25 protein-coding genes are annotated in these 21,380 nt (G+C 62.7%); 10 read left to right on the forward strand and 15 right to left on the reverse strand.

Annotation, left to right across the window (positions count from 1 at the left end; all coding sequences use genetic code 11):
- Positions 1–172 precede the first annotated feature (172 nt).
- A complete protein-coding gene (locus tag NKJ15_RS29975) occupies positions 173–904 on the reverse strand; it encodes a hypothetical protein (protein WP_352819361.1) in 732 nt (243 codons plus the stop codon).
- A gap of 119 nt (positions 905–1,023) precedes the next feature.
- On the opposite strand from NKJ15_RS29975, the gene NKJ15_RS29980 reads away from it, so the two are divergent.
- Together NKJ15_RS29980 and NKJ15_RS29985 are read left to right on the forward strand one after the other, a co-directional pair.
- A complete protein-coding gene (locus tag NKJ15_RS29980) occupies positions 1,024–1,368 on the forward strand; it encodes a DUF6949 family protein (protein WP_254817711.1) in 345 nt (114 codons plus the stop codon).
- An 18-nt stretch (positions 1,369–1,386) separates the two neighbouring features.
- Complete coding sequence (locus NKJ15_RS29985) at positions 1,387–1,914, forward strand: gamma carbonic anhydrase family protein (RefSeq protein WP_352766737.1); 528 nt, start codon at positions 1,387–1,389, stop codon at positions 1,912–1,914.
- Between the two features lie 57 nt (positions 1,915–1,971).
- Here the strand turns inward: NKJ15_RS29985 and NKJ15_RS29990 are convergent, their stop codons facing one another.
- Both NKJ15_RS29990 and NKJ15_RS29995 read right to left on the reverse strand, forming a co-directional pair.
- Positions 1,972–2,718: an SDR family oxidoreductase gene (locus NKJ15_RS29990; RefSeq protein WP_352541386.1), complete on the reverse strand. Its 747-nt coding sequence runs from the start codon at positions 2,716–2,718 to the stop codon at positions 1,972–1,974.
- Between the two features lie 30 nt (positions 2,719–2,748).
- Positions 2,749–3,936: an MFS transporter gene (locus NKJ15_RS29995; RefSeq protein WP_352819363.1), complete on the reverse strand. Its 1,188-nt coding sequence runs from the start codon at positions 3,934–3,936 to the stop codon at positions 2,749–2,751.
- Between the two features lie 96 nt (positions 3,937–4,032).
- Here NKJ15_RS29995 and NKJ15_RS30000 point away from each other — a divergent pair, with 96 nt between their 5' ends.
- Positions 4,033–4,929: a LysR family transcriptional regulator gene (locus tag NKJ15_RS30000; RefSeq protein WP_352472747.1), complete on the forward strand. Its 897-nt coding sequence runs from the start codon at positions 4,033–4,035 to the stop codon at positions 4,927–4,929.
- A gap of 297 nt (positions 4,930–5,226) precedes the next feature.
- Here the strand turns inward: NKJ15_RS30000 and NKJ15_RS30005 are convergent, their stop codons facing one another.
- The 3 genes from NKJ15_RS30005 to NKJ15_RS30015 form a co-directional block, all read right to left on the reverse strand.
- A complete protein-coding gene (locus NKJ15_RS30005) occupies positions 5,227–5,826 on the reverse strand; it encodes a transglutaminase-like cysteine peptidase (RefSeq protein ID WP_352451124.1) in 600 nt (199 codons plus the stop codon).
- 396 nt (positions 5,827–6,222) lie between these two features.
- Positions 6,223–6,840, reverse strand: coding sequence for a PilZ domain-containing protein (locus tag NKJ15_RS30010; RefSeq protein WP_352541383.1), 618 nt, complete (start codon positions 6,838–6,840; stop codon positions 6,223–6,225).
- A 117-nt stretch (positions 6,841–6,957) separates the two neighbouring features.
- Positions 6,958–7,596, reverse strand: a complete 639-nt coding sequence (locus NKJ15_RS30015; protein WP_023674809.1) for a PAS domain-containing protein — start codon at positions 7,594–7,596, stop codon at positions 6,958–6,960.
- 393 nt (positions 7,597–7,989) lie between these two features.
- On the opposite strand from NKJ15_RS30015, the gene NKJ15_RS30020 reads away from it, so the two are divergent.
- From NKJ15_RS30020 to NKJ15_RS30035, 4 genes are all read left to right on the forward strand, one after another.
- Positions 7,990–8,760, forward strand: coding sequence for a rhomboid family intramembrane serine protease (locus NKJ15_RS30020; protein ID WP_352819365.1), 771 nt, complete (start codon positions 7,990–7,992; stop codon positions 8,758–8,760).
- A gap of 100 nt (positions 8,761–8,860) precedes the next feature.
- Positions 8,861–9,292: a CBS domain-containing protein gene (locus NKJ15_RS30025; RefSeq protein ID WP_023674810.1), complete on the forward strand. Its 432-nt coding sequence runs from the start codon at positions 8,861–8,863 to the stop codon at positions 9,290–9,292.
- A gap of 189 nt (positions 9,293–9,481) precedes the next feature.
- Positions 9,482–10,981: an Asp-tRNA(Asn)/Glu-tRNA(Gln) amidotransferase subunit GatB gene (gene gatB / locus NKJ15_RS30030; protein WP_352614201.1), complete on the forward strand. Its 1,500-nt coding sequence runs from the start codon at positions 9,482–9,484 to the stop codon at positions 10,979–10,981.
- Between the two features lies 1 nt (position 10,982).
- Positions 10,983–11,471 (forward strand): GNAT family N-acetyltransferase, encoded by a 489-nt coding sequence (locus NKJ15_RS30035; RefSeq protein WP_352472754.1) that lies wholly within the window; start codon positions 10,983–10,985, stop codon positions 11,469–11,471.
- A 16-nt stretch (positions 11,472–11,487) separates the two neighbouring features.
- Here NKJ15_RS30035 and NKJ15_RS30040 read toward each other — a convergent pair whose 3' ends face one another.
- From NKJ15_RS30040 to NKJ15_RS30060, 5 genes are all read right to left on the reverse strand, one after another.
- On the reverse strand, positions 11,488–11,829 hold the full coding sequence (locus NKJ15_RS30040) for a hypothetical protein (RefSeq protein ID WP_352501642.1): 342 nt from the start codon (positions 11,827–11,829) through the stop codon (positions 11,488–11,490).
- Positions 11,830–11,980: 151 nt separating this feature from the next.
- On the reverse strand, positions 11,981–13,192 hold the full coding sequence (locus tag NKJ15_RS30045) for a hypothetical protein (protein WP_352819368.1): 1,212 nt from the start codon (positions 13,190–13,192) through the stop codon (positions 11,981–11,983).
- A 148-nt stretch (positions 13,193–13,340) separates the two neighbouring features.
- Complete coding sequence (locus NKJ15_RS30050) at positions 13,341–13,640, reverse strand: hypothetical protein (protein WP_352472757.1); 300 nt, start codon at positions 13,638–13,640, stop codon at positions 13,341–13,343.
- 94 nt (positions 13,641–13,734) lie between these two features.
- Positions 13,735–15,135 (reverse strand): ArnT family glycosyltransferase, encoded by a 1,401-nt coding sequence (locus NKJ15_RS30055; RefSeq protein ID WP_352819370.1) that lies wholly within the window; start codon positions 15,133–15,135, stop codon positions 13,735–13,737.
- A gap of 207 nt (positions 15,136–15,342) precedes the next feature.
- Complete coding sequence (locus tag NKJ15_RS30060) at positions 15,343–16,503, reverse strand: helix-turn-helix transcriptional regulator (RefSeq protein ID WP_352819372.1); 1,161 nt, start codon at positions 16,501–16,503, stop codon at positions 15,343–15,345.
- A 255-nt stretch (positions 16,504–16,758) separates the two neighbouring features.
- Between NKJ15_RS30060 and NKJ15_RS30065 the strand changes: the two genes are divergently transcribed.
- The 3 genes from NKJ15_RS30065 (at position 16,759) to NKJ15_RS30075 (ending at position 18,252) form a co-directional block, all read left to right on the forward strand.
- Complete coding sequence (locus NKJ15_RS30065; protein ID WP_023674818.1) at positions 16,759–17,157, forward strand: NADH:ubiquinone oxidoreductase subunit NDUFA12; 399 nt, start codon at positions 16,759–16,761, stop codon at positions 17,155–17,157.
- Between the two features lie 155 nt (positions 17,158–17,312).
- Positions 17,313–17,795, forward strand: coding sequence for a DUF2155 domain-containing protein (locus NKJ15_RS30070; protein ID WP_023674819.1), 483 nt, complete (start codon positions 17,313–17,315; stop codon positions 17,793–17,795).
- A gap of 88 nt (positions 17,796–17,883) precedes the next feature.
- A complete protein-coding gene (locus NKJ15_RS30075) occupies positions 17,884–18,252 on the forward strand; it encodes a hypothetical protein (protein ID WP_352472795.1) in 369 nt (122 codons plus the stop codon).
- Positions 18,253–18,334: 82 nt separating this feature from the next.
- Here NKJ15_RS30075 and aat read toward each other — a convergent pair whose 3' ends face one another.
- From aat to aroQ, 4 genes are read right to left on the reverse strand one after another with little or no spacing between them, the layout of a single operon-like run.
- The gene (gene aat, locus NKJ15_RS30080; protein WP_023674821.1) at positions 18,335–18,952 is read right to left on the reverse strand and encodes a leucyl/phenylalanyl-tRNA--protein transferase; all 618 of its coding nucleotides are present in this window, start codon (positions 18,950–18,952) and stop codon (positions 18,335–18,337) included.
- A 14-nt stretch (positions 18,953–18,966) separates the two neighbouring features.
- Positions 18,967–20,310, reverse strand: coding sequence for an acetyl-CoA carboxylase biotin carboxylase subunit (gene accC, locus NKJ15_RS30085; protein ID WP_023674822.1), 1,344 nt, complete (start codon positions 20,308–20,310; stop codon positions 18,967–18,969).
- Positions 20,311–20,329: 19 nt separating this feature from the next.
- On the reverse strand, positions 20,330–20,788 hold the full coding sequence (accB, locus tag NKJ15_RS30090) for an acetyl-CoA carboxylase biotin carboxyl carrier protein (RefSeq protein WP_292662508.1): 459 nt from the start codon (positions 20,786–20,788) through the stop codon (positions 20,330–20,332).
- A gap of 26 nt (positions 20,789–20,814) precedes the next feature.
- Positions 20,815–21,249: a type II 3-dehydroquinate dehydratase gene (gene aroQ, locus NKJ15_RS30095; protein ID WP_023717478.1), complete on the reverse strand. Its 435-nt coding sequence runs from the start codon at positions 21,247–21,249 to the stop codon at positions 20,815–20,817.
- Positions 21,250–21,380 lie beyond the last annotated feature (131 nt).

Below are 21,380 nucleotides of genomic sequence, written 5' to 3' on the forward strand. Positions count from 1 at the left end.
AGGCAGGAAATGGCAGTCGCTCCTTCGCTCAACTGCCTCTCCAAAGAATCCTTTCTCAGCCTAAACTCAACCCCAAAATCGCCATATGCGATTCCCCTGCCCTTGTGGGGGAGATGTCCGGTAGGACAGAGAGGGGCGCGAAGGATCGCTACGGAACGGCTCGTTTCGTTGCTTATCGCCCGGTCTTCTGCACACGCGCTGCTTCGGCAGAAATCGCCGCGTCGAGCCCCTGCCAGTCGCCCAGGAATTCCCGGGGGAAGCGGTAGGTGAGGCTGAGATTGTCGCCGACCAGGATGTCGCGTTCGCAGGGCGCCAGCGATTCGTCCGCGCTCGGGCCGCTCAGGCAGCGTGCGACGAACGGATCCTTGCCGGGGCGATCGGCGACCGCCAGCACTTCGTTGAGATAGCCTGATTTCTCGCTGAAGGCGTAAAGCGTGGTGCCGCCAGGGCCGGGCGTACCCGGCTTGGCGATCAGCGCGCTGTAGATCGGCGCGAAGCGGCCGCTCATGTCGCGCGACATCATCTGCGGCTCGAACGACAGGAAGACGATGTCCTTGCTGGGTCCCGTGTGGTTGAAGTCGTTGCGGGCAGCCTCGCTGTAGCCGTCCATCTCGGGATAGCGCAGACAGAGGTCGAGTCGCGAGGCGATGCCGTCGCGCCGGGCCTGGGCAAAGCGGATGACATTGGCCGGCACGGCGATGACGTTGTTGCCGATGACGACCCTGTGGACCGTGGTGTCGTCGGTGTACCCGGCCATGGCGATCGAGCGGCCGAACCATTTGCCCCCGAGGCTGATCGCCACCGAAACCAGCGCCAGCGTCGCGAATGCATAAAACACCCGCCTCATCAGCGTCGAATCGACGACGCTGAGTTGCGGGCCCTCAGTGGCGGCTGCCTGCTTCATCGCGACCCTCGTTTGCCGTCCCATCGGGTGTACCTGAACGGCACATCTCGACGCGGCACGGCTCTTGCTTCGCAGCTTTGCGGGCGACTGTGCAATTTCATGGTAAACGGAGGGTAAAGATGGGCCCGGTCGAACAAATCATATTCAGTTTTATGGCTGGGCTGACGGCTTGCGGCCTGGCCGGATCGGCGATGGAGCTGATCGCCGGCCGCAGGCTTGCCTTCGTCCAACCCTATGTATCGTCGAAGCACATGCTGCGCTCGCTCGCCGCGACGGCTTGCGCCGGGCCGCTGATGTTTGCCAACGAGGCGCTGGACGCCTGGCGCGAGCGTCGCATCTCGGTGCTGGGGCTGATCTCCTGCGGCTGTACGGCGACCATCTGGGCGCTGGCGCTGGGCATGGTGGTGATCGCCATTGCGTCCTGGGCGGCTTCGCTTCTAGGGTCTGGCAGCTTGTCGGTGTGAGACGATCTGGAGACAGCAATGCCGATCTACGCGATTGACGGAAAAGCGCCCGCCTTCGAGGACGCCGACAGCAATTGGATCGCGCCCGACGCCACGCTGATTGGCAATATCAGGATCGGCCGCAATGCCGGCTTCTGGTTCGGCGTCGTCGTCCGCGGCGACGACGAGCCGATCGTCGTCGGCGCCGACACAAACGTGCAGGAGCACACAATCATGCACACCGACGCCGGCTTTCCGCTGACCGTCGGCCAAGGCTGCACGATCGGCCACCGTGCCTTGCTGCACGGATGCACGATCGGCGACAACAGCCTGATCGGCATGGGCGCCATCGTGCTGAATGGGGCGAAGATCGGCAACAACTCGCTGGTCGGTGCCGGCGCGCTGGTCACCGAAGGCAAGCAATTTCCCGACAATTCGCTGATCGTCGGCTCGCCCGCGCGCGTCGTCAGGATGCTCGACGAGGACGCAGTCGCCAGGCTGCGCGCCTCGGCCGCGCATTATGTGGCAAACGGCAGGCGGTTCAGGGCGGGGCTGAAGAAGGTCTAGCCGACCCGGAAATGGCGGAGCCGCGCCTTGAGATACCGAAGCATAACCCCTTCCAAGTCAAACCGGCTGGGCGGTCGGCCGGAACAAGATCTCGTTGATATCGACGTCGTCGGGCTCGTTGATCGCGAAGGCGACCGTTCGGGCAAACGTATCTGGCCCCACGGCGATCTTGCTCACGAAGTCCCTGGTCCCCTGCTGGATATCCTTCTCGCTGATATGCTCGAGCAACTCTGTGCTGACAGCGCCCGGCGAGATCACCGTGGTGCGGATATTGTAGGGTTTCACCTCTTTCCGCAGACCCTCGGATAGCGCACGCACCGCGAACTTGGTGGCGCAATAGACCGCCGCACCCGGGTCGACCACATGGCCGTATACGGACGAGACATTGATAATGTGCCCCGATCGCTGCTCCTTCATGTACGGAAGCGCGGCCGCGATGCCGTAAAGGACGCCCTTGATGTTGACGTCGATCATCCGGTCCCATTCGTCGACCTTGAGCCGTTCGAGCGGGGCCAACGGCATGAGGCCCGCATTGTTGAGCATCACGTCGATGCGGCCGAATTCCCGGACCGCCGTATTCACCAGGTTCTGGACCTGGCCGGCGTCGGTGACGTCCGTAGTAACGGCCTTGGCTTTGTGCCCAGCGGCGGTCAGTTCCTGGACAAGGGCGTCGATGCGGTGTGACCGCCGTGCACCCAGGACCACGGAAGCGCCTCGTGCGGCAAGATGGCGTGCCGTCGCTTCACCGAGGCCACTGCTGGCACCGGTGATGACGACGACCTTGTTCTCGATTCCTTCGGACATGAGATTCTCCTTGACAAGAATTGAAAGAGTTCAGGTGCGGGGGCCGGCCGAGGCGGCGAGCAAGGCCGATCCCGTGAGCAGGACGGCGGCGAGAAGGAAGGCGCTCCACCAGCCGGCCACGTCGAACAGCAGGCCTCCTGCAATAGCGCCGCCTGCGATCGCGAACTGGATCAGGGCGACCTGGAGTCCGCCCCCGGCCTCCAGGTCTTCAGGGATGAGCGTGCTCATCCAGGTGTTCCACGCCACCGGGATCGGGGTAGCGAACAGTCCCCAAAGAACCAGCAGGCCGGCCGTGGCGCGTGCAAACGGTCCAAAGGCAATCAGCAGTAGAGCGAAGACCGCGAGTGCACTCGGCAGCCCGATCAGCACGGCTGTGAGGTGCCGCCGGAGTATGAAGCCGACAATCGACAGTCCCGCCACGCCACCGAGGCCGACGCCCAATAGAGCCAGTGAGAGGGTGTTGACCTCAAGGCCCGTCACGTTTTCCAGAAACGGCCGCAGATAGATCGAGAGCGCGTTCTGCCCGATGAAAGCGAGCCCGGTCGCGCCCATGCCGATGGCGAATCTGCGATTCCGCAGCAGGCCGAACATGCTCGACACCGAGGCGATCTCTGTCGGCGGCATCTTCGGGAGAACGGCCAACTGCCACACGAGCGCCGCAAGGCCGATGGGGACAGTGACGAAAAACGTTCCCCGCCATCCGATCAGCGATCCGAGGAAGCTGCCGACGGGCGCGGCGATCACCAATGCGAAGGCAGTGCCACCCTGGAGCAAGGCAATGGCCTTGGGCAGGTCGGGTCCCGCGGCCAGGCGGGCCAGAATGGCCGTCGACAGTGACCAGAAACCGCCGATCGCGATGCCCACCAGCGCCTGCCCGGCCAGGAAGACCAGGAAGTTGGGAGCAAGCGCCACCGCCAGGCTCGATGCGGCCAGCACTGCCGTATAGACCAGAACCACCGTCCGTCGATCGACGTTTCGCAACAGCGAGTTGCCGAAGAGGCTGGTAACCACGGCGAAGAATCCGGATACCGCGATTGCCTGGCCTGCCTGACCCTCGGAGACGGCCAGATCCTGAGCGATCGGGGTGAGCAGGCTCACCGGGAGGAACTCCAGTCCGACCAGAAGGAAGGTCAGCAGCGACAGGCAGACCACCGCAGACCATGGGGTCGTCCCGCTGTCAGCAGCAGTGGCCTCGTCCAGCACGAAATCGATGGTCATAAGGCAGTCTCCTGTCCGTTCCCGAACTAAGTAGTCGGGCTGGCTAAATGCGACTAGCGGGTATAATTTTGATGTGGTTGTGAATGAGGCTCATCAATGCCACGCGACGAGTTCGCCGAAATGCGCGCGTTCCTGGAGATCACCCGGACGCGGAGCTTCACCCGAGCAGCCGCCAAGCTCGGGGTCACTCCTTCGGCCCTTAGCCACACCATCAAGTCGCTGGAGTCGCGGCTTGGCGTCCGTCTTCTGTCTCGCACCACGCGCGACGTGGCCCCGACGGCGGCCGGTCAACGCCTCAAGGAAGGCATCGAACCGCATTTCGAAGGCATCGCGGCTGAGGTCAGCGCTCTCGGCGTCCTTCGCGACAGGCCGTCCGGCAACATTCGCCTGGTGTGTACCGACGATTCGGTCGACATTGTCTTCCGCGCCCGGCTGCCAAAGTTCCTGAGCGACTTCCCCGATATCAATGTCGAGTTGGTGGTCGACAACGCCTTCACCAACATCGTCGAGCGCCAGTTCGATGCCGGCGTGCGTCTGGGCGAGTCCATTGCCCGGGATATGGTAGCCGTGCGCATCGGAGCCGACGTCACCTACACTGTGGTCGGCTCACCCCATTACTTCGCCCACCGGACACCGCCGGAGACGCCGCAGGAGCTGACCGGCCATAACTGCATCAACTACCGGCTGCCGACGTCAGGATCGGTCTATGCCTGGGAATTGCGGGAAGGAGCGCGCGAGTTCAGTGCTCGGGTCGAGGGGCAACTGACGCTTAACAACATGGGGCCGGCGATCCAGGCCGCGCTTGACGGAGTGGGCTTGGCCTATCTGCCGCGCGAACTCGTCCTTCCACACATTGAGAGTGGCCTTCTCCAGGAAGTCCTGACCAAATGGTGCCCGACGTTCCAGGGTTACCACCTGTACTATCCAAGCCGGCGCCATCCCTCTCCGGCGTTTTCCGCCTTTGTCGACGCGTTCCGTATCAGGGGCAAGTAACAGCGTTTCGACGGCAAACGGCAGCTCGTATCCCACAAACGATCGTGAGACAGCTTGGATGACGAAGCGCAGTTGGAGGCAAAGCCGAGATAACTGTATCGAGATGTGTTCCGCCAGAAATGGTGGAGCCGGCCCGGGGACGGGGCCGGCTCCTTAAACCCGGTCGTTGGGGACGGGGAGGGTGGGGACTCGACCGGGTTTCTCCTAAAGCGCGAAGTCATGCGACGCACTTAACCTCTGCTTTATGCATGTCGCCCAAAACCGCTACGCGCTTTTGGGCGACATGCCTTGGCGTCCTCAGCGGACGCTGGCGACCGCGTCGGAGCGGCCGTCGTTGATCGTCACCCAGGCGCCGGAATTCCGCTCGGACTGGCGCTTCAGGTAGGTGTAGCCGGTATTGGTCCAGGACAGCACCTTGGGCTGGAGATTGTCGAGGATGAACTCGCCAAGGCTGGTGCGCACGGTCAGCACCGCATGGCCGTCACCATTGCGCTGGCGCACCACCGTCATCAGCAGATCGCCGGCCGGCACGCCGATGCTCATCAGCTCGCGGCGCTTTTCCAGCGCATAGTCCTCGCAGTCGCCGAAGCCGCTATTGGGAAAGGACCAGACTTCCTCCTTGCCCCACATTTCCATGTCGGTGCGCGGCGCGACCCTGCTGTTGACCGAATTGTTGATCTTGACGATCGTCGCCCACAGCTTGCGGGTCAGCTCGACGGGTGCCCGGCCAGGCGTCCTCTGATTGCATTCCTGCGGAAGCTGCTGGCACAATTCGTAGTGTCCGACCGGCTGCGTGGTGCGGCCGCCGGTGTGCATGAAGGCCGGCTCCGCCGCGTTTACAGTCCCCCAACCGAAAAGCTGCATCGCTATTGCCGCCAGCAACAGCTTGCCCCTCATCCTGTTCATTATTCAGTCTCCCCGTTTGAGGAGACAATGACACGGCTGGATTTATTTGACGCAAAAGCGCGAAGTAGACATTAAGTAAAACGCCAGTAGAATAAACATAAAATTTGACGCAATTGAGTATAGAATTGTTAGGGTGCCCTTCGGGTGCATCCGCGACAGCGGGACAGCGCCCCCTCGGTCCTGCCGGACATCTCCCCCACAAGTGGGGAGATTGGCAGTTCCGGCGGCCCGCTCATTCCTGCGACGCTTGAGATTGGTGAAAGCCGTTTTGAAAGCCGATCTCCCCCCTCGTGGGGGAGATGCCAAATGGTGGCAAAGAGGGCAAGACAGAGGGGGGCGCGAAGGATCGCCAGCCTCTCTCTTCCCTATAGTGCTGACGCTTCCGCGTCAGCCGCGCGACGAGCTGAATTCGGTATCGAGCGTTTCCGGCCGCTGGATGACGGCGAACTCGATGGCGACGCCATCTTCGAAATGCCGCACTATCTGGCCGCGCATGGTGCCCAGCGTCACCTGGACGCCGATGGCCGGCTTGACGTCGATCTCGATCGCCGCGCCAGACAGCGACAGGTCGATGATGCGGCACTGGTACTGGCGCCCGTCGGCAAGCTGCAGCACGCTCGTCGGGTTGCGCGGCGCCACGCGTTCATGGCGGCGGTCTTCCGGCAGGTCGAGCTCGTGCTTGTTGGCAAGCCAGGTCAGTTGCGCGGCGAGCTTGTCCCTCTTGCGGTCCGACGCGATGACGGTCATCGCAAAGCCATCCTGCAAAGTGCGGGTGATGACGCCTTCAATGCGGCCGATGTGATCGATATAGGCAATGACCTTTTCGCCAGCCAGGCCGGCGCGCTCGGTGCGCAGCGCAACGTTGCCGGGCGACATGTCGACCACCTGGCAGGGATGTTCGGTGCGGTCTTCCAGCATGAAGCGTCCGTAAATTTTCACGCGGACGCGCTGAAAGTTACGCCTTTCAGCTTGGGACGGCGCATGGTCGACCGCCGCTGACCTCATCACTGCCATACCCCGTTCGGCATTCCGCGCATGGATGCGGGGAATTTCAGCGGAAAACTACAACAAAGCAGGTTAACAAAGGGGAAAGCCCGGCGCCATTGCTTTAAGCTTTAGGCATCATTCCTCGCGTCCGCCGTCGAAGACGACCAGGTGACGGATGCGGCGGGCCTGGCCGAGCGCCGAAATCGTCTCGGGCGGGTCGAATTCCGACGGGGCGAGCGAGGGAACCTCTATCGCCGGCCGGTTCCCCGGGAACATCGGCTCCTTGTCGGGATCGACGACGCGGATCGAATCGATCAGCGCGTCGAGAACCGGGTCGGCGCCCAGCCAGAAGGGCTTTTCGACGGCACTTATAACACCGAGGCAACGCGGGCTCTCGACACCGCCGTCGAGCGGCAGCGCGAGCAGCTCGAACCTGTTGGAACGGCCGCTGCGGCTGAAACCCTCGTAGGTGATGAGCACCACCGATTTCAGGTCGAAGACGCCATCGGTCAGCTTCGAGATCAGCCGCTGGTCCTTCTCGCGCCACAGCGAAGGGAATGAAAACCCCTTGAGTTCGCGGCCATAGACCGCGCAGAGCCTGGTGCCGGCGAGCCGGAACACCGCTTCGCCGCGCGTGTCCTTTTCCAGGATGAACGTGTCGGCCAGCAGCGACTTGATGTCGGCGGGTTCGACTTCCGAGCGCTTCGGGGCAGGGCGTCCGTCACGCAACCGGTTCCAATAATGGAACAGCGTGATCGATCCGGTCTGGTTCATGCTAATGCTGCTCCGCGCATTCTGTCTTCTGATGTCCCATCGGTGAACAGAAGGGCGCCCTCCGAAGACCTACATGCGTTGCGGAGCAGGATGCGTGCCAGCATCGTTAATACTTGTTCACGGGTCGGGGCGGTTAAGGTTAACAACTGGTTTACGTTGCGCGCCGGCCAGGCCTGTGGCACACCAAAACCACTCCAGAAGCGGTCGTTTTGCGACGATCGGCAGCACTTCAGTCAAGAGTTCAGGGGGAGCAAGGGGGCTCGACCAGCCGTTCAAGGGAAACCTTGGACGGCTTCTTTTTTTGATTCGGGGCTGCTGATTCGCCGTTTGTGATTCGGTTGGCCGTGATCTACATGCTCGCCAAGTCCAATCCAGCGACTGAGTGCAAGCCATATGAGCGACCCAGAAAGCCCACCGGAGATCGAGCAGGGTCAGGGTGGGCCTGCCGCCCGCGAACCGGAGCAGCGCCGCGAACCGGTGTTCAACCTGCCGCCCGTGGTGCTGGCGGTGATCGGCATCTGCGTCGCGGTCCATCTGATCCGGGTCTATTGGCTGACCGACGACCAGGACTTCGAACTGCTTGTCCGGGCTGCCTTTATCCCCATCCGCTATTCGGGCCGCTTCGATCTGGATTTCTTCGCGTTTTCGAGCCCCTTTACCTATGCCTTCCTGCATGGCGGCTTTGCCCATCTTGCCATCAACATGGTGTGGCTCGCGGCCTTCGGCTCACCGTTGGCCAACCGCTTCGGCGCGCTGCGCTTCAGCCTGTTCTTCGCCGCGACCGGACTGGCGGCGGTGGCGTTGTTCTGGGCCATGCACCCGCTTGGCGAGGCGCCGCTGGTCGGCGCCTCCGGCGCGATTTCCGGCATGATGGGCGCGGCGGCACGCTACGGCTTCCGCATTGACCGATCGTCGGGCAAGGCCGCCTTCGCCGGCCAGCCTTTGCCGATGGCGGCGGTGCTGCGCTCGCGCGGCGTCGTCACCTTTCTCGCCATGTGGATGGTGATCAACCTCGCGACCGGCCTCTTCGGCCTGGCGCCTGGCATTGACGGCCAGATCGCCTGGGAAGCCCATATTGGCGGCTTTCTTGCCGGCTTTTTCGGCCTGCGGTTTTTTGATCGGCGAGAGCAGGTGCCCCGGCAGGCGGACGAGCCGGAGACCTGAGACGGCCGCACTTGAAATGCAACCGTTCGCGGCGCACCATGTTCATCCCAGGGCAAGCCGGCCAGGGCAGGAGCCGGCAGGAAATGCAGAGGAGGACGCCATGACTGTTAAGGCAATTCTCGAGGCAAAAGGCCACGACGTGGTGACGCTCGGGCCGAACGAAAAGCTCAGCGAAGCCATCCGCATGCTTTCCGAACACAGGATCGGCGCGCTGGTCATCACCAACGGCGATCACAAGATCGTCGGCATTCTTTCCGAGCGCGATGTGGTGCGGGTTCTCGCCAAGGAGGGGGCGGCGGCGCTCGACCTTGCCGTCCGCTCGGCGATGACGCCCAAGGTGAAGATCTGCAATGAGAACCACACCGTCAACGAGGTTATGGAGATCATGACCAAGGGCCGCTTCCGCCATCTGCCGGTGGAAAAGAACGGGCTGCTCGACGGCATCGTGTCGATCGGCGACGTGGTCAAGCGGCGCATCGAGGATGTCGAGCGCGAGGCCGAGGAGATCAGGGCCTATATCGCCACGGCATAGGTGACGGCGGCCGGGTTGCCGGCAGGTCGATTTTTCAAGCTGCTATCGCAGTTCGTCGCGGCAGGTGCGGGCCTGTGCCGCGTCGGCGCCTGCGGCTTTGCGCTTGTCTCTTTTGGCGGTTTGCACTAGCGAAGTTGCACAGCAGAATATGCGTTCTCGCATATCCGCAATTTCAGTATGCAGGCCCTTATGAGCATTATCGACACCCGCACGCCCGACGCCAAGCGCCTGGTTCCCGGCGCCACCGGCGACTGGGAGATCATCATCGGCCTCGAGGTCCACGCGCAGGTGACCTCGCAGGCAAAGCTGTTTTCCGGCGCCTCGACCATTTTCGGCGCCGCGCCCAACGCCAATGTCAGCCTGGTCGACGCGGCGATGCCCGGCATGCTGCCGGTCATCAACGAGGAATGCGTCAAGCAGGCGATCCGCACCGGGCTGGGCCTGAAGGCCGAGATCAACCACAAATCGGTCTTCGACAGGAAAAACTATTTCTATCCCGACCTGCCGCAGGGCTACCAGATCTCGCAGTTCAAGCAGCCGATCGTCGGCGAGGGGAAGGTGATCGTCTCGGTCGGCCCGGACCGGCAGGGCGAATTCGAGGACATCGAGGTCGGCATCGAGCGCCTGCATCTGGAGCAGGACGCCGGCAAGTCGATGCACGACCAGCATGCGACGATGTCCTATGTCGATCTCAACCGCTCCGGCGTGGCGCTGATGGAGATCGTCTCCAAGCCGGATATGCGCTCCGCCGATGAAGCCAAGGCCTATGTCACCAAGCTGCGCACCATCGTGCGCTACCTCGGCACGTGCGACGGCAATATGGACGAAGGCTCCCTGCGCGCCGACGTCAACGTCTCGGTGCGCCGGCCCGGCGGCGAATTCGGTACGCGCTGCGAGATCAAGAACGTCAACTCCATCCGTTTCATCGGCCAGGCCATCGACTACGAGGCACGCCGCCAGATCGCCATCCTGGAGGACGGCGGCAAGATCGACCAGGAAACGCGGCTGTTCGACCCCAACAAGGGCGAAACGCGCTCGATGCGTTCCAAGGAAGAAGCGCACGACTACCGCTATTTCCCCGATCCCGACCTTCTGCCGCTGGAATTCGACCAGGCCTATATCGACGAGTTGGCAAAGGACCTGCCGGAACTTCCCGACGCGAAAAAGGCGCGGCTGATCACCTCGCTCGGCCTGTCGACCTACGACGCCTCGATCCTGGTATCGGAAAAGGCGGTCGCCGACTATTTCGAGAAGGTGGCCGCTGGTCGCGATGGCAAGCTTGCCGCCAACTGGGTCATCAACGATTTGCTGGGTGCGTTGAACAGAGCCGGCAAGAGTATTGAAAATGCTCCGGTTTCGCCCGATCAGCTCGGCGCGGTCATCGATCTGATCAAGGAAGGCACCATCTCCGGCAAGATCGCCAAGGATCTGTTCGAGATCGTCTGGAACGAGGGCGGCGATCCGCGTCAGCTGGTCGAAAGCCGCGGCATGAAGCAGGTCACCGATACCGGCGCCATCGAAAAGGCGGTCGACGAGGTGATCGCGGCCAACCCGGACAAGGTCGAACAGGCGCGCGCCAAGCCGACCATGGCCGGCTGGTTCGTCGGCCAGGTGATGAAGGCGACCGGCGGCAAGGCCAACCCGCAGGCGGTCAACGAGCTGGTCAAGGCCAGGCTCGGGATCGAGTAGGATGTTCGTCCGCACCGCCGGCGAGCGCGATCTTGCGGCGGTGCGCGCATTGCTGGTCGAGACATGGCATGCCACCTATGATGCCATCTACGGCGGGCCGCGGGTCACCGAAATCACCGATGAATGGCATTCTGTCGCCGCGCTCAAAGCACGGCTGATGCGGCCCAACTCGGAGTTCCTGGTCGCCGACGACGGCAAAAACATCGGCGGCATGGCTTTCGCCGCCGCTACCACGGATGCCAGGATCGTCATGCTGAACCAGCTTTACGTGCATCCGGCCTGGCAGAGGCAAGGCATCGGCCAGGCGCTGCTGGACGAGATCGAGGCCAGCTTTCCGGAGGCCCGGACGCTGCGTGTCGAGGTCGAGGAAGCAAATGCTCCGGCTGTCGCCTTCTACCGCTCGAGGGGGTTCTTGCCCGCCGGCAACACGGCCGATTGCGGCGGCGCCTCGGGATTGCCGGCGCTGGTTTTGGAGAAGGCGATCGGCTAGCTCGTTTGCCTGGCGCTCAGTTGCGTTTCTCAGGCAGGTTGGAGCAGCCGGCAGCGAGAAACTCGCACGGCAGGCTGCCGCCGCCGCCCGACGTGTGCGGGGGCGTGGCGGCTTCGATTTTTTCCACCTCGTAATATTTCGAGGTGACGCCCCATTTTTTGACGCCCTGGCACGTCGAGCGCACGCCAACCTCCGTCGCCTTTGCCGCAGTCTTGTAGTAGGTGGTGATCCGGCAGGATTGGCTGACCGGCAGCGCGTTCGCCGGGCTCGTGACCGGCGGCAGGAAGTTCGGGAAGGCAAGCAGCGAGATTGCCGCAATGATCCGGACGGCGGGCATGGTGAGGGGAAGGTGCTGCATCGTTTGTCTCCATCGATGGCGCCGCTCGCTCGTGGCGCAGCGGCGCGTTTGTTCCGGCAAGATCAGGCCATGATGCCGGTGCTGGCGCATCTGCCGCGCGGGGGAAGGCGGTAGCGGTCTGAACCGCCGCCGTCATCCGCGAGCGGCCGCGTCAGGGCGTTTTCGGCTTGATGAGCGTCTTTATCGGAACGGCGACTTTTGGAGGCCGGACCGTACTGGTTCCACCATCGACGGCCAGCCCGCCGCTGTTGAGATAGCGTACCGTATAGTGCAGCTCATAGCCGGGAACTCTGATCCATGTAGGCTTGGGATTGAACTGGTCCGGCGGCCTCGAATACCACTTCGGGATCTGCATGATCTTGGAACCGGCACCGAATCCCGCAGTCTTGGCCGCTACTGCGAAGGCGCTGTCTCTGGGGTCGTTCGGCGGCTGGTCGACATTGCCGATGACGACCAGCGAATCGTATTTTCGCGCGTCCAGCCGTACTGCGGGAACGTTCAGCGCAGCCACGTCGCCTTCGCGCATCGTCAGCGCCTTCTGACGGCCATCCTCATTGGCATAGACGTTGAGGTTTATGGCCTCGGATTCCGCATAGACGACATTGTTGTGGAAGTCGCGGGCTGGCAGGCGTGTGAGGCTGTCGAAGGTCACTTCAACCGTCGGCTTGGCTATGGCGTCCGTCACCACCAGGTTGCGCCGCGGCACCGTCCAGAAGATGAGATCATCGCCGGTGGCCTGCGTGCCGGCATCGGAGCCGTCTATTGCCGAGCATTTCGAATTTGGAACCGGCGTCGTCACCGGCAGGGGTGCCGAAAACGAGCTGCGTACCTGAGCGTCGATGTAATTGCCGACGTTGAAAACGTCTTCGAGGATGTTGCCGCCCTCGAAGCTCGCTGGGCCGGGTTGCGAGCGGATGATGACCTGGCTGGAATCGGTCTGCCAGCCGCTGCAGAAGACGTTGACGTCTATGGGAATGCCGATGTGGCGGTCGGAGGTCACCGGGATCGAGACTTTGATGGTCAGGATGTAAGGAACTTTGACAAACCAGCTGTTCGGCTGGTTCAGCATCTGCGTCGCAAAGCGCGACGGCCGCCATTGCTTCAGCGATTCGATCGATGCGCGTGATGATCGTCCCTGGGCGGCCAGCTGTGCGTTGGTGGCGTCGACCTTGGCTTGCGCCAAGTTGCGGACGGTGTTGGTGATCAGGAACACGCCGAGTTCGGCTTTGCAGGGCCTGTTCGATTGTGTGGCGTTGCATGGGGCAAGTGCCGCACTGGGAACCGGCGGCCCCGACGGCGGCGGCTGGGCGGCCGCGGCGGCCGCCATCAGGCAGAAGAACAGCATCGTGCAGGTTTTCAACATGGTATCCTCGCTCTTTCGGTTGGAAACCACCCTCCGGCTAGACAACACCATTTCTTCGACAGCGGTTCATCGCCCGCATGGGGGACGAACCGCGAAAACATCGGGCCGGCCCAGCGACGTCGAGCCGCCGTCCTTTCGGATTGGATATCTACTGCTTCACGACGCCTTTGGTTGTCGCCATCGGCGCGACGACCTTGGGCTTGGGGGTTTTCGGGCCGGGGTCGACTACCAATGCGGCCGTGCAGGAGCATTTGCCCGAACCGCAGTTCAGGTCGCCCTTGCACATTTTGGAATGCCGCATATCGGTGCAGTCGGCGGTCCCGGAGCAGGAGCAACTGCCTTGCCCAATCGTTCCGGACTGACATTTGAAGCTCCATGCCGGATCGGCGGCAAGGCCGGCCACAGCGAGCGATACGGCAAAAAGCGTCGTCGAGATGAGCTTGCGCATGAATACCTCCCGGTTCTATCGAGCGATGGAACCACGAAGCAGCAACGCCTTCATCTCCCGCGCGGGGGACGAACTCGCATACCGGTGACGATCGTCAATGCTGTCCCTTCAGCACGACGAGATAGCCGCGTTCGACGCGAAGCCGGAACGCGATTTGCCCTGCAGTGCCGGGATCCTTGGAAACCTTGTCGATGACATAGCCGCTGGGATGCGAGCCAAGCCATTCTTCCGGTTTGTCGGTGCTTTCGAACGGCTTTTGCAACCGGGCCAGGAAGCCGACTTCGCCCTGATAGTCGAAAGCCACGGCCCAGTCCGCATCCTTTCGCTCGTAGATGAAGTTGGCGAGCGGCGTCAGATCATAGCGTTTGAACGCGGTTGCCGATGCCACCGCGTGGCCAATGCCGAAAATGACAAGCATGACGATGGCCGAGCTCTTCAGCCTGGCGAGCGGGATCTCCGCCATGAAATAGCCGAACAGGATGACCACGAACGGCAGCATCGGCACGACATAGTGAGGCTGCTTGCCGGATATCGCGCTGAACACCAGAAACACAGCAACGAACGAGAATGACAGCAGGCGCAAGGCGCGCAGATCCGGCGACTTCGCGTCGATCAGGCTGCGTATCCGCGTGCGCACCTTCAACCGCCACACCTCGGGTATGAAGATCCACGGTATTAACATGACGGGCAGCAGCAGCAGATAGAAATAGAACGGCCGGCCATGCGAATTGCGCAAATTGCCGGTGACACGCCCCGCCGACTGGTTCCAGACGAGATCGTAGACGAAATTGCCTTTTGTCAGGATGGTCGCCGGCACCAGCCAGATCGCCACCGGAATCAGCGCGGCGAGCAGGGCCAGGCCCACTCCAGCGAGGAAGTTCGGTGTCGTCAGTCCCGCCCGCCGGTCGCGCCAGAACGGGTAGAACACGATGGGCGCGCCGATATGGATCAGCACCACCGGGCCTTTCGTCAGCACGCCCGCGCCGATGAACAGCCCGGCCAGAACGGCCTGCCAGCGGTTGCCGCTGCGGGCAAAGGCAATCAACGACAACAGCGCGGCGAGCACAAAGACCGTCAGCAACAGGTCGAACAGGATCAGCGTCGAATAGATGACGAACACGCTGCTTCCGGCAACCAGCCAGGGGATGCGCCGCGCGATGTCGTCGCGGCCCGGAAACAGGGTCTTTGCCAACGCCGTCGTCAGCCAGATGACGAGCGAGGAGGCGGCGAAGATGACCAGCATCGCCGCCGGCCGGCTGGCGCCGAAAATGTTCCAGACAAGGTCGATAAGCCAAAACAGCAGTGGCGGCTTCTGCAGATAGGGCGCGAAATTCATCGTCGGGACGAAGATCTGTCCGCTCAGATACATTTCCCAGGTGACGCTGAGATATCGCGTTTCGTCGACGGGCAGCAGTGGCCGGAAAGCGACCGCGATTACGATCAGCCCAAGCAGAAAGAGGTAGGGGAGCAGTCGCTCGGTAGATGTCGGTGTCAAAGATCGAGATCCGCGCCAGAAACCATTTTCATTCCAGCCGAGCATAGTGCCGCGTTTCTGGACCGCGAACGACCGCACCATGATTTTGGCCGAATTGCAACGATGCCGGTTTCGTTTCCCAGATTTTGCGGACGATGGTGTCAAAGGTTTGAGAAACTTACCGGCCGAGTCATTTGGACCACCGCCGGTTCGAGGAAACTGCGCAAATCAACTGGAGCGCAACGGCGGTGACAATTCGCGCATCAACAGTTCGAGCTCGCGCTGATCGCCGGTACCGGTCTTGTCGAAGATCGTCGCCAGCTGCGACTTGACGGTGCCGTCCGAGACGCCGCCGGCTGCGGCGATTTCCTTTCGCGTCAGGCCGGCGGCAACGTGACCGGCGACTCGCCTTTCTGCCGCGGTCAGTCCGAACAGCGCCGCAATGGCGTCCAGCGCCGGGGTCGGTGTCGAACCGGCCGCGGCGATGAAGATCGCTGCGGCGGCGCGTTGCGAGATGCGCGCCGAGATTTCACGCCGCGCCAGCGGCATGACATGGGCCACCGCCGGAACCACCGTCCTGGCCAGGGGAATGTTGATGCCGCAAGGTCCGAGCGCGAATTCGTCGCGCGTGCCGAGCTGGACGGCACGGCCGATCGCGGCGTTGGCGTTGGCATAGGTGAAGGAAAGCTGTCCGCGCACGCAAGCGACCGAGATGTTTTCGGCGAGCAGCGCTTCGGCTGACGGGTTGGCGAAGATGATGGTCATGTCTTCGGCCACGATCAGCACCGGATGGTCGAGGCTTTCGATGATGGAGCGGAAGATTTCGGCCTTGCGCCGCTCGCCCTCGAACAGGTCGCCGATGGTCACCGCGCGCCGCACATGCGGTGCCAGCAGGCTGACAAGCTCGAGATCCTCGCGGGAAATCTGGCGCCTGTCCTTGTCGGTCACCACCATCAACGTGCCGATCCGGGTCGGCCGCTTCATCAACGCCACCCAGAAGAAATCGTCCAGGCGGTTGGGTTGCACCCATTCGCGCACGATGCGGCTTTCGAGCCATCTCTGCCGGGTATCCGGGCCTTGCAGGGCGTAGATCGAATCGACGGTGAACGGCACGTCGATCTCCATCTTGGGAACCGCCGCATAGAACGGCACTTGCGAGCCGTAGTCATGCTTCAACGGCTCAAGAACTGCGGGATCGCCGCAGGACACCGAAAACCGCGCGGAGCTGCTGATCGTGTCGATGACGGCGAGCATGGCAAGCTGGCCTTCCGCCAGATTGCAGATGGCCTCGAGTGTCGCCTGCCAGCGGTCGACGTCGGCAATCGAATCGTAGATCGCCTCAACGACCTGCGGCAACGCGCGACCGGCCGTGCCCGCCAGCGATGACATGAGCCCCTCTCATTTGCCGTCCTTGAGGCAACGAAGCTTCAACTGCTAGAATAACGCTGCGTAAGGTTGCCAACAACCTATTTCATCTGCTTCGGACGGCCGCGAAAATAGCATGAACGTATCGCTTTCCCGTCAGCCATTTGCTCGCCTGTTGCGGCAAGACCCTTGCCTTCGCAATGCCGTGACGCCATAAGCAGGAACAGGCGCCGCAGCCGCCGCGAGGACTTGCTTCAAGGACTTGCCACGAGGATTTGGATGAAGACTTTCCTTCTGCAGTTTTTCACCTGGTGGAACAGCCAGACATTGGGAACGCGCTTCCACACCTGGCGGCACGGCAAGAAGGTCGGGCAGGACGAGGTCGGCAACGTCTACTATGAGGGCGGCGTCGATTCGGAAGGCCGCACCCGTCGCTGGGTCATCTACCGCGACTATTCGGAAGCCTCGGCGATTCCGCCCGGCTGGCATGGCTGGATCCATCATCGTGTCGACGTTGCGCCGCCAAGCGAAGACTACAAGCCACGCGACTGGCAAAAGCCGCATGTGCCGAACCTCACCGGCAGCCCCGCGGCCTATCGCCCGAAAGGCTCGGTGCTGACCAACCAGCATCGTCCGCAGGTGACGGGCGACTACGACGCCTGGACGCCTGGTTCGTGATCGATCGCCGCGACACGCGCGCGGTCCCTACGGGGCGGTCCCCACGAGGGCGGTCCTTTGTCGCCACAATTGCTGTTTAGCTGTTTGCTGATCCGACAGCAGCAACTAGCCTTGGCGTTAAGAGAATCACCCGGGCGCAAACTACCGGACCTTGCATGAGCATGTTCAGCCGAATTTTGACGGGCGGATTAACCGCGGTCGTTCTCGCTTCTATGGTGGCGCTCGCTACTGCGCAGGAATTGGCGCCGCCTGCGCCGGACGCGTCGGTGGCGCCTGCAGCACCGGCAGTATCCGAGCGCATCACCAATCCAGTCGCTGAATTCGCCGGCATCGACAAGATCACCGGCCGTATCATCACCTTCGATGTCTATATCGACGAGACGGTGCAGTTCGGCGCTTTGCAGGTGACGCCGCGCATCTGCTATTCGCGGCCCGAAAACGAAGAGCCGAAGACGGATTCGTTCGTCGAGGTCGACGAGATCACGCTCGATCGGAAAATACGCCGTATCTTCACCGGCTGGATGTTTGCCGAAAGCCCCGGGATCAACGCCGTCGAGCATGCCGTCTATGATATCTGGCTGAAGGGCTGCAAGCAGAAGTCCGACGTGCCGGCACCCGCCGCCCCCAAAACCAACTAGAATCTGTCAGTGCGCGGCGCATACCGCGCCCTGCGGAACCGCCGCGTTGCCCGAGCGTTGGTGCCTCTCTACGGAGGAGGTTGCCATGATGATGGCCAACAAGAACGAACTTCTCGACATCGAAAGGGGATTCTGGACCGGCGGTGCCGACTATTTCAAGGCCAATGCCGATACCGACTGCCTGGTGGCCTTCCCGCAGATGGCGCGGGTGATGAGCAATACCGATCTGGCCGCAACTGCCACGGACCCGAACCGCTGGCGCGATCTCGACATCGACCTCAAGGGCATCATCGAGCCGGGCAGCGACATCGTCATGCTGACCTACGAGGCGCGTGCGACGCGGCAAGATGGCGAAGCCTATGCGGCGCTGGTCAGCACCGGCTATGTCCACCGCGTCAATGGCTGGAAGATGATGTTCCACGCACAGACGCCGCTGGTGACGGCAGCAAAAGGCTGACCGGCCGCAAGAGCAATTCCAGGAAGTGTGAACGGCTTTCCGTCCGGAATTGCGTTTCCGTGAAACGATGAGCCATTCCAGGTTATGGAAAAAACACGGCCTCGCCCTTCAGCGCCTCGGCCAGCATCTTCTCGTACTTGCCGCGCGGCACGTCGATTGCACCGAAGCGTTTGAGATGCTCGGTGGTGAACTGCGTATCGAGCAGTGCAAAGCCACGCGCCTTCAGGCGTTCGACGAGGTGAACCAGGCAGGCCTTTGACGCGTCGGTCTCCCTGGCGAACATGCTCTCGCCGAAGAACACGCGGCCGAGCGATACGCCGTAGAGCCCCCCGACCAGTCGGTCGTTGTGCCAGGCCTCGACCGAATGGCAATGGCCCATCCGATGCAGCTCGATATAGGCTTCGCGGATCGGCGCGTTGATCCAGGTCGACCGACGTTCCTCGCGCCTTTCAGCGCAGGCCTCGATCGTCGCCTCAAAGTCGAAATCGATGCGGAACTCGAACAGGTTCTTGCGGATCGTCTTTCTCAGGCTTTTCGGTATGTGGAACCCGTCGAGCGGAATGATGCCGCGCGTCTCCGGCCGCACCCAGAATACTTCGGGGTCATTGGCGCTTTCGGCCATCGGGAAGACGCCGGAGGCATAGGCTTTGAGCAAAAGGTCGGTCGGGATGCGATAACCGGGTGCGTAGGGACGGGTCATCGCTTCGCCCTGTATCACTCGCCTTCGGCCAGGTATTTTTCCAGCCAATGGATGTCGTAGTCGCCATTGGCGATGTCGGCGTTGCCAACGAGGTCGCGAAACAGTGGCAGCGTCGTCTTGATGCCGTCGACGACGAATTCGTCGAGCGCGCGCCGCAGCCGCATCATGCATTCGACGCGGTTGCGGCCATGCACGATCAGCTTGCCGATCAGGCTGTCGTAGTAGGGCGGGATCTTGTAGCCCGAATAGACGCCGGAATCGACGCGGATGCCGAGCCCGCCCGGCGTGTGGAAATGGGTGATGGTGCCCGGCGAGGGCGTGAAGGTGCGCGGATCCTCGGCATTGATGCGGCATTCGATGGCATGGCCGTGGAAGCGGATATCCTCCTGGCGCACCGAAAGCCCGCCGCCCGAGGCGACGCGGATCTGCTCGTGCACGAGGTCGATGCCGGTGATCGCCTCGGTCACCGGATGTTCGACCTGCAGGCGCGTGTTCATCTCGATGAAATAGAACTCGCCGTCCTCATAGAGGAATTCGATGGTGCCGGCGCCGGAATAGCCGAGATCGGCGATCGCCCTGGCGCAGACGCCGCCAATATGCGCGCGCTCCTCGGCATTGAGAGCCGGCGAGGGCGCTTCTTCCCAGACCTTCTGGTGGCGGCGCTGCAGCGAGCAGTCGCGCTCGCCGAAATGCACGCCGCGCCCGGCGCCGTCGCCGAACACCTGCACTTCGATATGGCGCGGCTTCTGCAGATATTTCTCGATATAGACTGCGTCGTCGCCGAAGGCCGCACCCGCCTCCGAGCGTGCCGTCTGCAGCGCCACCTCGAGATCGGCCTCGCTACGCGCCACTTTCATGCCGCGCCCGCCGCCGCCGGCCGATGCCTTGATGATCACGGGGTAGCCGATCGCGGCGGCAATGCGCTTGGCTTCCTTGTCCTCGGTGACCGCGCCGTCGGAGCCGGGCACCACGGGAATGCCGAGGCGTTTTGCGGTACGCTTGGCCTCGATCTTGTCACCCATGATGCGGATATGGTCGCCGGTCGGGCCGATGAAGGTGATGTTGTGCGCGGCGAGGATGTCGGCGAACTTGGCGTTCTCCGACAGAAAACCGTAGCCGGGATGCACCGCGTCGGCGCCGGTGATCTCGCAGGCGGCGACGATCTGGTGGATGTTGAGATAGCTGTCGCGCGACGGCGGCGGGCCGATGCAGACGCTCTCGTCGGCGAGACGCACATGCATGGCGTCGGCGTCGGCGGTCGAATGCACCACCACCGTCTGGATGCCGAGCTCCTTGCAGGCGCGCAGCACCCTGAGGGCGATTTCGCCGCGATTGGCGATGAGGATTTTCTGGAACATCTTTCGCCTGTTCCCGGCTCTACTCGATCACGACGAGCGGCATGCCATATTCGACCGGCTGCGCATCTTCAAACAGGATCGCCGTCACCGTGCCGGCGCGCGGCGAGGGGATCTGGTTCATCGTCTTCATTGCTTCGATGATCAGCAGCGTCTGGCCTTCCTTGACCTTCTGGCCGATTTCGATGAACGGCCTGGCGTCGGGCGACGGTGCCAGATAGGCGGTGCCGACCATCGGCGAGGCAACGGCGTTCTTCGACACGTCGGGCGTCGCCGGCGCGGCCGCTGCCGCAGGCTGCGCGGCTGCCGGGGCATAGGCCGGCTGAGCTGCGGCGACGGCATGGACGGCCGGCGCCTGCCGCGAGACGCGCACCTTCAGATCGCCCAGCTCGACCTCGATCTCGGTCAGGTTGGTGTCGTTCAGTATGCCCGCCAGATCGCGGATCAGCTGCTGGTCAACACCGTTCTTCTTTATCGACATTTTCGAGCCTTCTGTTTGTTGGCCGGTCATAGGCGTGCAGCCAGCGCCTGCAGCGCCAGCGTGTAGCCGAGCGGCCCGAACCCGCAGATCATGCCGACGGCGACCGGCGCGACCATGGAGACGTGGCGGAATGGTTCCCGCGCGTGGATGTTGGAGAGATGCACCTCAGCCACCGGCAGCGGCGCGACGGCGCGGATGGCATCGTGAATGGCGATCGAGGTATGGCCGTAGGCGCCCGGATTGATGACGATTGCGGCGGCCTTGTCGGCGGCCTCGTGGATCCAGTCGACGAGGTCGCCCTCATGGTTCGACTGGCGGAAATCGATCTCCAGCCCAAGTGCGGCACCTGCCTGCTTGCAGTCGTCGGCGATCGCGGCAAGCGTCTTGCCGCCATAGATGCCCGGCTCGCGCTTGCCGAGCGCGTTGAGATTGGGGCCGTTCAGGACGAAAACCGTTTTCAAAAAATGCCGACCTTTCCCGGCGCGGCTAAGCCGGCGCGCCGGACCCTCTATAATGGGCATAGACGCTGGCGAAAAGAGCGCAAGTGCGTTCTTTCGCCGTCCCCAACAGCCGGAAAACGGCCCGTGCCGGA

Source organism: Mesorhizobium sp. M0207 (assembly GCF_040321995.1).
Taxonomy (GTDB): domain Bacteria; phylum Pseudomonadota; class Alphaproteobacteria; order Rhizobiales; family Rhizobiaceae; genus Mesorhizobium.